Raw genomic sequence first — 13159 nt, 5'->3', positions numbered from 1 at the left:
AGGGATACTTATGTCTGAGATGACTCCACGGGAAATTGTTCACGAGCTGGACAGTCACATCATAGGCCAACAGAACGCTAAGCGTTCGGTCGCCATCGCCCTGCGTAACCGCTGGCGCCGCATGCAACTTGACGCCGATCTGCGCCAAGAAGTCACCCCAAAAAATATTCTAATGATAGGCCCAACGGGTGTAGGTAAGACAGAGATCGCCCGCCGATTGGCTAAACTGGCCAAGGCACCTTTCATCAAGGTCGAAGCCACCAAGTTTACCGAAGTGGGTTATGTGGGTAAGGAGGTCGAACAGATCATCCGCGACCTGACCGACGCCGCCATCAAGCTGACCCGCGAAGAACAGATGGCCAAGTGTAAGTTTAGGGCCGAAGAAGCGGCCGAAGAGCGTATTCTCGACGCGCTCCTACCGAAACCCAAGGAAGATTGGGACACTGAAAAAAAAGATGACACCAACACTCGCCAGGTGTTTCGTAAGAAGCTGCGCGAAGGCCAGTTAGACGACAAAGAGATAGAGATAGATATCGCAGCCCCTCAGGTGGGTATCGAAATCATGTCGCCTCCAGGCATGGAAGAGATGACCAATCAGCTGCAGAGCATGTTCCAAAACATGGGCCCTGGTGCCAGCAAGCGCCGCAAGATGACCATCAAAGAGGCCTACAAAGTTTTGATCGAAGAGGAAGCCGCTAAGCTGGTTAACCCTGACGATCTCAAAGAGCAGGCCATCGAGCTGGTTGAGCAGCACGGCATCGTCTTCTTAGACGAGATAGATAAGATCTGTAAGCGTGGTGACACCTCAGGTCCAGACGTTTCTCGTGAAGGGGTTCAACGCGATCTACTTCCTCTGGTGGAAGGCTGTACGGTTAATACCAAGCATGGCATGGTTAAAACAGACCATATCCTGTTTATCGCCTCGGGCGCGTTCCAGATGTCTAAGCCATCGGATCTCATCCCTGAGCTACAGGGTCGTCTACCGATCCGCGTCGAATTGGAAGCCCTGTCTGCCGATGACTTTAAGCGTATTCTGACTGAGCCCCACGCCTCGCTCACCGAGCAGTATGTGGCGCTGATGGGCACCGAAGGCGTTAAGGTAGAGTTTAGCGAATCTGGGATTGACCGCATCGCCCAAGCCGCCTGGCAGGTAAACGAGCGCACCGAAAACATTGGTGCCCGCCGCCTGCATACCGTGATGGAGCGCCTGATGGAAGATCTTTCATTCGAGGCCTCTGACAAGTCTGGTAGCACGACCTTGATCGATGCCGACTATGTCAACGCTCATCTCGATAATTTAGTACAGGACGAAGATCTCAGCCGCTTCATCCTGTAAACTTAAAGGGCCCGTCAGTTCCCCTGCGGGCCCTCTTTTTAACCTAACACGCTAGCGTCCCAGCAAAAGGCAAAGCTATGACTCCTCAAAGCGACACCCCAAAGGTCACCGGACTAAAACTGAAACGTAAATCTCGTCTGCTGGAGGTGAGTTTCGACAATGGTCAGAGCTATACCCTCAGCTGCGAGCTGTTACGGGTCTACTCGCCCTCGGCCGAGGTGCATGGTCACGGCAATCCTGTATTGGTGACCCATAAGAAAAACGTCAACATCAACGCCATCACACCTGTTGGCAACTATGCGGTTAAGCTAGTGTTCGACGACGGCCACGATACCGGCCTTTACTCCTGGAAGGTGCTCTATGACCTGGCCACCAATCAGGTGGAGTTATGGGAAAACTATCTGGCGAGATTACGCGCCGCCAAAGCCAGTCGCGAGCCATTGATCGACATGGCAGTGAAGTATCACACCTAGTCAGTCAACGACCAACCTTCTTTGTCTAAGCTCAAAGCCGATGTCACCATACTGCAGGCCGGACTCTTTAGCCGTTGGGATGAAGAGAGTCCAGACCTGCCTAAATTTCTCAAGGCCACAGTGCATGTACCGGCCGAAATAGACATAGAATTTGGTTTCATCGCCCGTATCCGCAAAGCCAAGAATCGGCGGCTAAATTACTGTATCTATCACCCCAACATTCCCGATGAACAAGGCAATATTCGCCCGCCCTTCGAAGGCGAGCTGTTCGTCGAATCCAACGACTGGAAATTCTATCTGGGCGATACCATCTGGGCGCCTGAGCATGACAAGGTAGGTAAGTGGCGTATGACTCTGTCTCTGGGGGACAAGGTAGTTGCCGAGAAGACCTTTAACGTACATCTTAACGATGAGGAGAGTCAGGTGGCCAACTTCTGGAAACGCAGGGGCTTTTAACCATTTATCTTTACAAACAGAACCTTTTTAAACAACCCATTGACTATAAAGGAGCAACCACCCCGTCACTTAGGTAACAACTCTCTGTAGCGTGACGCGAACGAAAAATTTTACCTATAAAATCACACCATGCGGACTTATGTCCTCTCGTCACTCCCAAACACCAATTACTATCGGGATAAATCTGACACAGAGGATAATTTATGACTGCACATATCAATGGTCAAGCAGGCGATTTTGCTGAAACCATCATAATGCCAGGGGATCCGTTACGCGCAAAGTATATCGCAGAGCACTATCTCGATGACGCACAAGAGATCACTAATATTCGCAACATGTTAGGCTACACCGGTTTTTATAAAGGCCAGCGCATCTCTGTCATGGGGCACGGTATGGGCATCCCCTCGATGGTGCTTTATGCCCATGAACTAATCACTCAGTTCAATGTTAAGCGCATTATTCGTGTGGGTAGCCTGGGAGCGACTCAACACAAGGTTAAGATTAACGATGTGATTCTGGCACAAGCTGCTGGCACAGACTCTCCTACCAATGCCAAACGTAGCAGCGGTTACCAAATGGCGACCTCGGCCACATTTGAGCTACTCCACAGAGCCTACACTATCGCCCAAGAGAAACAGATCAGCATCAAAGTGGGCAACATCTTCAGTGGTGACATGTATTACGACCCCGATGAGGATATGATCCCGGCACTGGAGCGCTTTGGCGTTTTAGGCATAGATATGGAAGCCGCCGGCTTATATGGCTTAGCCCATCACCTAGGCATCGAATCATTGGCCATTTTAACAGTATCGGATCACTGTTTAACCGGTGAAGAGACCACTGCGGAGGCGCGCCAGTACACGTTTAATCAGATGATTGAACTAGCGCTCGAAACTGCTCATCAGTAATAGCACTAGGCATGAGTTATTGATCATGCCTCTTGAGATCGCTCTTGATGAGCGGCATTAGCAAATTAGGATGTAGAAAATGAAGAATAAAATCTCCTTAACCTTGCTCAGCTTTTTAGCCAACTTTGTCATGGCAGGCTTCGCAACCCAGTTTGGCATGTTGATTGAACCGATAGCTGAAAAGTACTCAGCTAACGTTAACGAAGTTGCCTCTATCTTTTCTCTGTTGAATGGTGGCGCGCTCGCCGGTACCATCGCGGCCTTTTTCTTAATTGAGAAAATTGGCGTAAAACGTATGACCTTAGTCAGTTATTTAGTGATCGCTGCCAGCGCTGGAGCCATGCATTTCACTGACTCATTAAGCATTGTGATGCTCGCCATGACGCTGATCGGTTTATGTGGCGGCGTGGGATTATGTATCGCCGGCACCATTGTCGTCTCCGTTTGGAAAGACAAAATTCAAAGCACTATGCTTGTCGTGCAAGATGCAACATTTAATGTGGCTGGTGTCGTATTCCCTCTGATCACCACATACGCACTAAGCAACGCATTATCATGGAGTTACAGCTATCTAACTGTAGGTGTTGTTGCTCTGGGAACCGCGCTAATCGCCCTACTCACCAACTTTTCATTGTGTGAAACACGCCGAGAGACGCTGACGACGAAAGATGAGTCGGAATGGAATCTCGGCATTATTAGTGGCGGTGTCGGCTTGTTTCTGGGGATGTTAGCGCTTTATACCTTCCTCACTTGGGCACCAATGTTTGTTAAAACAAAATTCGACATCCCCTTCGAAGACGCTGGCAACATCATTACCCAATATTGGTCTGCCGCACTGATAGGTGCCTTGGTCTCAACAGTGATAGTGTCACGAGTTAAAATCCAACATTTCGTGATGGGGATGATAAGTCTGGCGCTGATCATTACCAGTCTGATTGTGACCACAGACAACTTAGAGTCCATCGGCTATCTGACATACGGTTATGGCTTTGCCTGTGCCGCCTTGTATAACGCCTTCATTGCTTATGGTGTCTCATTTGTCAAAACAGCCAGTAGCCGCAACGTGTCATATATATTGATCAGCGGTAGCGCAGGTGCCATGTTTAGCCCTGCCATCAGCTCACTATTTGAGAGCATCATAGGTCTGCAAAGCGTCATGTATGCAATTCCTGTGATTTATGCCTTAATCATCACAATGCTCGTCATCTCAAACCGGCAACGAGTAGGCCTAACCGTCCAGGCAAATCAGTCTTAATGCTTGATTAACCTCGAAGGCCCTGAACTCGCATTTGGGGCCTATTCGATAAATGCCTTTAGACCTGCTAAGTCGCAAATCACCAAGCCCTCTTTATCGCGTTTAATTAGCCCTTGTTCCTCTAAACTTTTCACGGCCCGACGATACACTCTATCCGTTGTTGCAAAACGCTCAGCCTCTAAGTAACACTTAGTAAACCCCTCTACAGGTTGATCTTTTAGATGTTGATGATAAAGATCATAGGCGATGTTGTAGGCGATAGGATAGAGCATTCTGCGAGTCAAAATATCCATAGTATCTTGGTAATCGATAGCAATGGCACTGGCAAAAAATAGTGCAAACCTTGGGGTTTTAAGCAGCGCCTGATGCAACTTATCACCATTAATAATCGCTATTTCTAAAGACTCCTCGGCAATAATGTCGAGTTGGCAAAGGTAATCGGTAAAAAACTCCATTTCACCAAATAACTGAGAGTCACAATTCATAGTGCCAAGCTGAAAACTACGGCCATTTCTTGCTGTGTAGCCCATAGATATTCGCCCTCGAGGCACTAAAATCAGTGCATCAAGCTTCTGGCCTTGCTGCATTAATTTATGCTGAGGAGCGACCGTTTTCGTTTCGCTAATACACTCTCTCATTACGCTTTCGATGGCATCATGCTCCTGTTGCCACATAGACCGAAAGCGACCTTTATCCAGTGGTTTTAACTGCATAATAGATCCGATAAATCAAAGTCAATTTGCCCTAACTTACTCTTCATAACGCTCCACGCCGCCGTCTATAGATAGAGCAGGCTCACTCCCCACCAGATAAAACTCAATTTACGCCTTTCACTTACCACTTTGCAAGACAGGATAAGCGCCATCCAACAGGGGCAAACCAAACTGCGCGACTAGCGTAAAAGATTAAGCCAGCACAGGTCTTCGGTCATAATGGCTCATTCAGACAAAGCTAACTAATGATTGACGATATGACACTATGCCCTTTGTTCTATCAAGCTTTTTAACCTACTATAACTCGCTCCTTTGGGATAAAGGCAGCTGACTGAAATACTAGCATTACAGCTAATGGGTTGGATAAATTTTGCATTAAGCAATATCGGTCAGGTAACGCTAACGACCAAGATTCACAATAGCCTCTCACTTGAACAGAGATGCATATGAACAGAGAAGCTCATCAAACCTATAGTCAACGAATCCAGGCGGTTTGTGACTATATTGGCAAACATCTGGACCAGCCCCTGACGCTGGAACAACTCAGCCAGAAGGCGTACTTCTCCAAGTATCATTTTCATCGCCAGTTTCAGGTGTATACCGGCATAACTTTAGGTAAATACATCAGTCTACTCAGGCTGAAGCGGGCCTCATACCGATTGGTGTTTCATCCGGAGCTCAAGATCACCGATATCGCCCTCGATGCGGGATTTGAGAACGGCGAATCCTTTTCGCGTGCCTTTAAGCAGGTATTTGCCCAGACACCGTCGCAATTTAGGTTAACGCCTCAATGGGAGCGATGGAGTCGAGAGTATGCCAAGATGAAACCTATCAGGAGAGAGACAGTGCAAATTAATATTACTGAAAGAGACGACATCAAGGTCGCCGTGCTGGAACACAGAGGTAGCCCGGCCTCACTTAACGACTCGATTCAACAATTTATCAGCTGGCGCAAGCAAAGCGGCGAATCGCCAGTCACCAGCAGCCTGACATTGGGCGTCCCCTTTAACGACCCTAATGCTGTGGAACCCGAGGCATTTCATTTCGACATTTGCGGCTCGGTCACGACTGATGTCGAAGCCAATGACTATGGGGTGATCACCAAGACGATTCCCGGTGGTCGCTGCGCCGTGATCCGCCACCAGGGACCACACGATCAGATGGACAATAAGATCTATCAATTCTATCGCGATTGGCTGCCCCAGAGTGGTGAGGAGCTAAGAGACTTTCCCCTCTACTTCGAGTACCACAACTTCTTCCCCGAAGTGGCGGAGCATGAGCTAATCACCGATATCTATTTCTCGCTAGTCTAAGCTCATTTCAGGACGAGACAATATAACGAAAAAGGCTTCCATTTCTAGAAGCCTTTTCTCTTAATACAGCGAAGAGATAGCTGGGTTTAAATATTAGGAACCCTGGGTTCAAAGTACTTATGTTTGCTTAGTATCTTAAGTAGCACTTAACTAGAGCTAGAACGAAAAAGGGCTTCCATTTCTGGAAGCCTCTTCTCTTAATACAGCGAAGAGATAGCTGGGTTTAAAATATTAGGAACCCGGCTATGACTCAAATGCTATATGCCAGATAGCACAAAGCCCCCTATAAAGCGGGCTTTGTTAATGAGGCTAAGTCATAGCTAGATCTAAACATTAGGAACCCTGGGTTCAAATAATCCCTATGACCAGACTTTAGATAATGGCCAGCCAAAACGAAAAAAGGCTTCCATTTCTGGAAGCCCTTTTTCTTAATTTGATAGAGAGATAGCCAGATTTAAATATTAGGAACCCGGCTATGACTCAAATGCTATATGCTAGATAGCACAAAGCCCGCTAAAAAGCGGGCTTTGTTAATGTGGCGGAGAGATAGGGATTTGAACCCTAGACGGGCTATAAACCCGTGCCGGTTTTCAAGACCGGTGCATTCGACCACTCTGCCATCTCTCCGAACGCCGAGAATAGTAAGGAAATGGACTTTAAATGTAAAGCCTAAATTTCACTAACTGAGCAACAAATAATCCATTAAGGCATTTTTCGATGACAAATGCGTTAAAAACAACCTTTTTAGTGATATTTGGGCGCTAAAACACCCATGCCGAGTGTACTTATATGCACAAAATGCCCTTTAAGATTGTCGATGTAAGCCCCCTATAAACATCACCCCTTGGTCAGCAACTGTTGCAACTCGCTGAGTGAGGCCACCTGATAATGTGGTGTAATTCCCTCTGGCGCTGGTTGACTGGCATGGTTTAGCCAACAGGTATCGAATCCGGCATTGATACCCCCCTGAATATCTGAATGGGGATTATCCCCCACCATCAATACATGCTCTCTGGGTGGATGAGCCATCTGCGACAGCGCGTGCTCAAAAATCGCTACATCGGGTTTAGCCACCCCCACCTCTTCGGAGATCACCACAGGTGAAAAGGCATGCAGCAGGCCGGTACGCTCTAAACGCACCTTCTGAAGATCCGTAAAGCCATTGGTGATGATCCCCATTTGTACCTTGCCATAGAGGGCATCGACCAGCTCTGCAGCACCGGGCAGTAGAGTACAGATATCGGCCATCGCCGTGAGAAAAGCAGCGTTGAGATGCTCGGCAGTCACAGACAGCTTCTCAGCCCAGCGCTCGAAACGGGTCACCTGCAGATGACGGGCACTGATCTTGCCATCTTGATAGTCTACCCAAAGGGGTAAGTTCACTGTTTGATATTCTTGGAAATCGGCAAGGGTGAACTCTACACCGAAGCGCGAAAACATCAGCTGTAATCCTTTAAAGGCATCGAAATGAAACAGAGTTTCATCGGCATCAAACAATATCCACTGGTACTTCATTCTCTCTCCATGGTTATGACCTCAGGACAAGGGGCAGCACTATATCAATGCCAAGCTTAGCTGAGCAAAAATATTTGCTTACGCTTATGGGATAACGCAGCAGGAACCTCTTGGACGGTGAAGCGTCTGATGGTAAGACACTGAATTTTCCAAGGAGTGGTTATGCTAAAAAAAGTGATGCGACAAGTGAAACAACACCGCCAGTTCATTCTTTTTATCGGCCTGATGTTGGTGTTTCGCAGCGCCGTCGCCGACTGGAACCATGTGCCTAGTGGTTCTATGCTGCCCACCATAGTGCAGGGCGACCGCATACTGGTGAATAAAATGGCCTACGATCTGCGCCTTCCCTTCACCCATATCACCTTAGTTAAGCTAGCCGAGCCCGAACGCGGCGACATCATCACCTTCGACTCGGCGGTGTCCGACAAGAAGCTAGTCAAGCGCATCATAGGCCTGCCTGGCGATACTGTGTCGATGCGCAATAATCGCCTCTACCTCAATGGTCAGGCTGTAAACTATGAAGCATCATTGCAAACCGTGACCGACTGGCGAGACGCCTTTAGCGACGAGCGAAAAGCCTTTAGCGATATACAAGAGGCCTTGCCCGGCAAGCCCCACGCCATAAGATTAAATGCTTCCCCCTCAAGGCTGGCCAATTTTGGCCCTGTGACTGTCCCCCAGGGGCACTACCTGACACTTGGGGATAATCGCGACGCCAGCGCCGACTCCCGTGTTATCGGCTTCATCCCGCGCGAAGAGATCACAGGTAAGGCTCACAGGGTGGCTTTTTCAAACGCTCCCGAGCACTATTATTGGTTTAGGAACGAGCGCTGGCTAATGCCCATATAGTCACGAAAGAGAATCATCAAGTTGGCAGCTACTCAAGCTTTACGTAGCTGTCACTATTCCAATCGTAGACATACTCTACCCCTTGCCATTCGTAAACCGTCCTGCCCTCTTTGATTCTCACCCTAGCATTGGCAGGCAAGCTCTTAATGGCATCACTCTGAGTAAGACTGGTGGTGACTTGCTGCGGCGGTGCAATAGGTTTTGGCTTACGATATTTTCTCGGCTCGTAACGATAAGGGTAACGCCAGCGGTCACGCCAATAGCCATAGTGATTATGACGCCAATAGGGAAAACCAGTGCCTATGCCGATACGCCAGCGCCAAGGGTCATAGTAGCCTCTATCCCAATCGTGACGATATTCCCAACCGGCATTGACGCCGAAATCAGAACTGACATGAAATTGGTCATCTATCTTAAGCGCCCAGGCAGGCATTAGGCTTAGCGGCAACAGGCTCAGCAACAGCGCTCCCTTGACTAACAACAAAGGCCTTATCTTGTGCTTCATATTGCCACCTCATCTTAAGAACAACATCGACATCTTAGCCTTAATTATAATCACTGCAAATCTCGCCGCATTAGGGTCGCAAAGCCGATGTAAGCTATTTGGGAATAACGCCCATAAATGGTATAGTGCGCGCCATATCACATTTTTCTTAGCACGAGTATTTCCACATGAGTTTTAAGGATTTACGCAGTTTTATCGATCACCTCGAAACCAATGGCGAACTAAAGCGCATCGCTCACCCTGTGGATCCCCATCTGGAGATGACAGAGATTGCCGATCGTGTATTGCGGGCAAAAGGCCCGGCGCTGCTGTTTGAAAATCCTGTCGGAAAGACAATGCCTGTGCTTGCAAACTTGTTTGGCACCCCTAAACGCGTAGCTATGGCCCTGGGCAAAGAAGACCCGCTAGCCCTACGCGATGTGGGCGAGCTGCTGGCCTTCCTCAAGGAGCCCGAGCCACCTCGCGGCTTTAAAGATGCCATCTCCAAGATCCCCATGTTCAAACAAGCCCTGAATATGCCCCCTAAGACGGTGCGCAACGCTCCTTGCCAGGAGGTAGTGATCAGCGGCGATGATGTGGATCTGACCCAATTACCTATTCAGCACTGCTGGCCAGGCGATGTTGCGCCACTGGTCACCTGGGGATTAACCATCACCAAAGGGCCGAGGCAGAAAAGACAAAATCTCGGCATCTACCGCCAACAATTGCTGGGTAAGAACAAGCTGATCATGCGCTGGCTAGATCATCGCGGCGGTGCGCTGGACTTCAAAGACTTTAAGGAACAACACCCAGGCGAACGCTATCCTGTGGTGGTGGCGCTGGGCGCCGATCCCGTCACCATCTTAGGCGCCGTCACCCCAGTGCCCGACGCCATGAGCGAGTATGCCTTTGCCGGCCTGCTGCGCGGTGAACGCACCGAGGTATGTAAGGCACTGACCTGTGATCTAGAGGTACCAGCCACCAGCGAGATCATTCTGGAAGGCTATATTGAGCCTGGTGAAATGGCCGAAGAAGGGCCTTATGGCGACCACACGGGTTACTACAACGAAACCGATGAATTCCCAGTCTTTACCGTGACCCATATCAGCCATAGACGCGATGCCATCTACCACAGTACCTATACCGGCAGGCCACCCGATGAGCCAGCTATGTTAGGTGTGGCACTGAACGAAGTGTTCGTGCCTATTCTGCGTAAGCAATACCCGGAGATTGTCGACTTCTATCTGCCACCAGAAGGCTGCTCCTACCGCATGGCGGTGATCTCCATTCGCAAGCAGTATCCTGGACATGCCAAACGGGTAATGATGGGTGCATGGTCCTTCCTGCGCCAGTTCATGTACACCAAGTTCATCATCATAGTGGATGAGGATGTTAACTGCCGCGACTGGAACGATGTCATCTGGGCTATTACGACCCGGATGGATCCTAAGCGAGATACCGTCATGATAGACAACACTCCTATCGACTATCTGGACTTCGCCTCCCCGGTGGCAGGTCTTGGCTCTAAGATGGGAATGGATGCCACCAACAAGTGGGAAGGGGAAACCGACCGTGAATGGGGTACCCCCATTGTGATGGATGAATCCGTCAAACAACGTGTCGATGAGATCTGGGATGCCTTGGGCATAGATGATGCACCGACACTATAATCAATATCAGACGTAAACTAATCATCTGAATTTAAAAAACAAATTAAAAAAGTTAACCCTTTGAATACTTGAACAAATTAATCAGGTATTCAAAGGTGCTAAACCTCCACAGAGAGGGGCTGAAAGGAAAACCAATGAACACCATACGCTGTAAAGTTGAACATGTTACCGCCTTTAATGATGCCGTTTATCAGGTAGCATTAACCCCAGAAACCAGCTTCGAATTTCAGGCTGGTCAGTACCTTTGCGTCGTAATGGGTGAAAAAGATAAACGTCCCTTCTCTATCGCCTCGGCGCCAGGCAGCGATCAAATCGAACTGCATATCGGCGCAGCGGTCAGCGAGAGCTACCCCATGCAGGTAGTTGAACGCTTGCAACAGAGCGAGTATATCGACATTGAGGCTCCGGGCGGCGAAGCCTTCCTGCGTAGCGAAAGCCACAGACCCCGTCTACTGATCGCCGGTGGCACTGGCTTCTCTTACATCAAGAGCATCGTCGAGCAGATGATCGCCTTAGGGCAGAAAGTAGAAACCACTCTCTACTGGGGCTGTCGTAACCAGGACGCCATGTACTACGAATCATTGGCCCGCCAATGGCACCAAGATAACGCTTGGCTGAACTTTGTCCCTGTGGTTGAAGAATCGACACCCGAGTGGCAGGGTAAGACAGCCAACCTGCTGGCCCAGATAAAACAGGACTACGTCAGCCTCAACGGCTATGACATCTATATCGCCGGACGTTTCGACATGGTTGGCGCCGCCCGCGAAGTGTTTCGTGAAATAGGCGTCGAAGAGCAGCATCTCTATGGTGACGCCTTCGCCTTTATCAAATAGCACACTCAATTTAGCCCTGACACTTAGTCAGGGCTAAATTTAACTATGACTTTAGCGCGGCTATAGGGCCACCTTCTCATATTTGGTCCAAGCCACTAGGTTGCCTAGCAGAGGCACCACCCAGACTGCCGTGCCATTTTCGGCATGCACACGCAGATAAAATAACTCCTCGTCGCGAATGTTATGCTTGCGGATCTCGCGATAGAAATGCATCGCCGAAGCGCTTACTACATCTGGCATGATAAGATCTTTCTGCCTGACTTTCACATGGAAGACATCAACCTCCAACTCTCCGAGCTTCTGGCGATACTGCTCGAACTCACCGCGGATCTGATACTTGATAGGCGTCGTCAGGCAGTCCTGATCTGTAATACAAGCACGGGAGTAAAACTTGCCGCTTAAGGGTTGCTCATACACTAGAGAGATCCCTATGTCGGCTCGCACCAGTAACTCGTCAGCCACGGGGAAATAAACATCACCATTGTAGTGATGCTCCACCAGGTCGCCGACAGTTTCACTGGGGGGGATCAAGATGCGGTTGTAGCGTATCCGCTCTTCCATCCGCTTACTCAGCTCGGTAAATTCCTGCATATTGAGCCCTGCAGGCGCCAAATCGATTGCCGTTAGATTGATTATCTTATCCCGGCGACACTCACCATCTTCATCCAGATCGCAAACCGCCATCGAGTAGTGATTACCATCGGTAAAGGCAAAACCGCTGAAATTATCGAATCCGGTTATGATGTTGCTTTCCGGCGCAATATGCTTTTGCCACATAGAGGGGTGTAGGCTACTGACCCCCTTGGGATGTATCAGGGTCAAAGGCCGCTGACTGCCACCGAGATTAATATCTATCTCTTTGTTAGATGCCAATTTGGCTGCATGTTTCATTACCTGATGATAATCACTCTGATACCAGAGCATCGCCACTATCCCCAGTAAGATCAGAATACCGCTAACCTTGACCATCAGGGAGACATCGATAAGCGCATCTTTTATCGACCCGGCATCATTGACCGCCAACATGGTCACGTGAGACTTGGGTGAGACATGCAACTGATAGCCACGTCGGGCAACGGTTTTCAGTTGGACTTCGGGAAATGGTTCCAGCTTCTTACGCAGGATGCTGATGCACTGTGTTAGAGAGGTAGCCGCCACCACACGGTCGGGCCACCCCACGGCGATCAAGGCTTCCTTGTCACAGATGGCATCGGGCTGTGACAACAGATGCGCCAATATTGCTGACTCCGAAAAACTCAGTCCTATCGTAGCGCCACAGGTACGATCGTGTAGTTGGTGCGCTTCTTCATCGAACTCAAGATATGGCGTAATTTTTAACACCTGACACCTCAAT

The 13159-nt window shown here is 49.2% G+C and carries 13 protein-coding genes and 1 tRNA gene; 9 read left to right on the top strand and 5 right to left on the bottom strand.

Annotation, left to right across the window (positions count from 1 at the left end):
- Positions 1-10 precede the first annotated feature (10 nt).
- The 5 genes from hslU to tsgA all read left to right on the top strand — a co-directional run bounded on the left by hslU (position 11) and on the right by tsgA (position 4428).
- The gene (gene hslU, locus CFF01_RS01835; protein ID WP_033539083.1) at positions 11-1336 is read left to right on the top strand and encodes an HslU--HslV peptidase ATPase subunit; all 1326 of its coding nucleotides are present in this window, start codon (positions 11-13) and stop codon (positions 1334-1336) included.
- 77 nt (positions 1337-1413) lie between these two features.
- Entirely contained in the window at positions 1414-1809 is a 396-nt protein-coding gene (locus CFF01_RS01830) for a gamma-butyrobetaine hydroxylase-like domain-containing protein (RefSeq protein ID WP_033539084.1), read from the top strand.
- 21 nt (positions 1810-1830) lie between these two features.
- Positions 1831-2265: a DUF3859 domain-containing protein gene (locus tag CFF01_RS01825; RefSeq protein WP_088903658.1), complete on the top strand. Its 435-nt coding sequence runs from the start codon at positions 1831-1833 to the stop codon at positions 2263-2265.
- 203 nt (positions 2266-2468) lie between these two features.
- Positions 2469-3173 carry a purine-nucleoside phosphorylase gene (gene deoD, locus CFF01_RS01820; protein WP_088903657.1) on the top strand — a complete coding sequence of 235 codons (705 nt, stop codon included), beginning with the start codon at positions 2469-2471 and terminating at the stop codon, positions 3171-3173.
- A 79-nt stretch (positions 3174-3252) separates the two neighbouring features.
- Positions 3253-4428 (top strand): MFS transporter TsgA, encoded by a 1176-nt coding sequence (tsgA, locus tag CFF01_RS01815; protein WP_088903656.1) that lies wholly within the window; start codon positions 3253-3255, stop codon positions 4426-4428.
- Positions 4429-4469: 41 nt separating this feature from the next.
- Here tsgA and CFF01_RS01810 read toward each other — a convergent pair whose 3' ends face one another.
- Positions 4470-5141, bottom strand: a complete 672-nt coding sequence (locus tag CFF01_RS01810; protein WP_088903655.1) for a Crp/Fnr family transcriptional regulator — start codon at positions 5139-5141, stop codon at positions 4470-4472.
- A gap of 446 nt (positions 5142-5587) precedes the next feature.
- Between CFF01_RS01810 and CFF01_RS01805 the strand changes: the two genes are divergently transcribed.
- Positions 5588-6454: an AraC family transcriptional regulator gene (locus CFF01_RS01805; protein ID WP_088903654.1), complete on the top strand. Its 867-nt coding sequence runs from the start codon at positions 5588-5590 to the stop codon at positions 6452-6454.
- A 536-nt stretch (positions 6455-6990) separates the two neighbouring features.
- Here the strand turns inward: CFF01_RS01805 and CFF01_RS01800 are convergent.
- Together CFF01_RS01800 and yjjG are read right to left on the bottom strand one after the other, a co-directional pair.
- Positions 6991-7081 (bottom strand) — tRNA-Ser (locus tag CFF01_RS01800).
- Between the two features lie 210 nt (positions 7082-7291).
- A complete protein-coding gene (gene yjjG, locus CFF01_RS01795) occupies positions 7292-7969 on the bottom strand; it encodes a pyrimidine 5'-nucleotidase (RefSeq protein ID WP_033539090.1) in 678 nt (225 codons plus the stop codon).
- Between the two features lie 162 nt (positions 7970-8131).
- Here yjjG and lepB point away from each other — a divergent pair, with 162 nt between their 5' ends.
- Positions 8132-8818 (top strand): signal peptidase I, encoded by a 687-nt coding sequence (lepB, locus tag CFF01_RS01790; RefSeq protein ID WP_088903653.1) that lies wholly within the window; start codon positions 8132-8134, stop codon positions 8816-8818.
- A gap of 28 nt (positions 8819-8846) precedes the next feature.
- On the opposite strand, the gene CFF01_RS01785 is transcribed toward lepB, so the two are convergent.
- The gene (locus CFF01_RS01785) at positions 8847-9323 is read right to left on the bottom strand and encodes a hypothetical protein (protein WP_088903652.1); all 477 of its coding nucleotides are present in this window, start codon (positions 9321-9323) and stop codon (positions 8847-8849) included.
- Between the two features lie 167 nt (positions 9324-9490).
- On the opposite strand from CFF01_RS01785, the gene ubiD reads away from it, so the two are divergent.
- Positions 9491-10972: a 4-hydroxy-3-polyprenylbenzoate decarboxylase gene (gene ubiD / locus CFF01_RS01780; protein WP_088903651.1), complete on the top strand. Its 1482-nt coding sequence runs from the start codon at positions 9491-9493 to the stop codon at positions 10970-10972.
- A 134-nt stretch (positions 10973-11106) separates the two neighbouring features.
- Positions 11107-11805 (top strand): NAD(P)H-flavin reductase, encoded by a 699-nt coding sequence (fre, locus tag CFF01_RS01775; protein ID WP_033539093.1) that lies wholly within the window; start codon positions 11107-11109, stop codon positions 11803-11805.
- 60 nt (positions 11806-11865) lie between these two features.
- Here the strand turns inward: fre and CFF01_RS01770 are convergent, their stop codons facing one another.
- Positions 11866-13146: a winged helix-turn-helix domain-containing protein gene (locus CFF01_RS01770; RefSeq protein ID WP_088903650.1), complete on the bottom strand. Its 1281-nt coding sequence runs from the start codon at positions 13144-13146 to the stop codon at positions 11866-11868.
- Between the last annotated feature and the right edge of the window lie 13 nt (positions 13147-13159).

Source organism: Shewanella marisflavi, assembly GCF_002215585.1.
In the GTDB taxonomy this organism is placed as follows: Bacteria; Pseudomonadota; Gammaproteobacteria; order Enterobacterales; family Shewanellaceae; genus Shewanella; species Shewanella marisflavi.
The sequence above is the reverse complement of the archived record's forward strand: the minus strand, read 5'-3'. Positions and strand labels throughout refer to the sequence as shown.

What these genes read in the sequence shown, in the direction of transcription:
- CFF01_RS01810 (WP_088903655.1), bottom strand. Translation starts at nt 5,141, where the DNA reads ATGCAGTTAAAACCACTGGATAAAGGTCGCTTTCGGTCTATGTGGCAA.
- hslU (WP_033539083.1), top strand. Translation starts at nt 11, where the DNA reads ATGTCTGAGATGACTCCACGGGAAATTGTTCACGAGCTGGACAGTCAC.
- yjjG (WP_033539090.1), bottom strand. Translation starts at nt 7,969, where the DNA reads ATGAAGTACCAGTGGATATTGTTTGATGCCGATGAAACTCTGTTTCAT.
- fre (WP_033539093.1), top strand. Translation starts at nt 11,107, where the DNA reads ATGAACACCATACGCTGTAAAGTTGAACATGTTACCGCCTTTAATGAT.
- CFF01_RS01805 (WP_088903654.1), top strand. Translation starts at nt 5,588, where the DNA reads ATGAACAGAGAAGCTCATCAAACCTATAGTCAACGAATCCAGGCGGTT.
- lepB (WP_088903653.1), top strand. Translation starts at nt 8,132, where the DNA reads ATGCTAAAAAAAGTGATGCGACAAGTGAAACAACACCGCCAGTTCATT.
- deoD (WP_088903657.1), top strand. Translation starts at nt 2,469, where the DNA reads ATGACTGCACATATCAATGGTCAAGCAGGCGATTTTGCTGAAACCATC.
- ubiD (WP_088903651.1), top strand. Translation starts at nt 9,491, where the DNA reads ATGAGTTTTAAGGATTTACGCAGTTTTATCGATCACCTCGAAACCAAT.
- tsgA (WP_088903656.1), top strand. Translation starts at nt 3,253, where the DNA reads ATGAAGAATAAAATCTCCTTAACCTTGCTCAGCTTTTTAGCCAACTTT.
- CFF01_RS01830 (WP_033539084.1), top strand. Translation starts at nt 1,414, where the DNA reads ATGACTCCTCAAAGCGACACCCCAAAGGTCACCGGACTAAAACTGAAA.
- CFF01_RS01785 (WP_088903652.1), bottom strand. Translation starts at nt 9,323, where the DNA reads ATGAAGCACAAGATAAGGCCTTTGTTGTTAGTCAAGGGAGCGCTGTTG.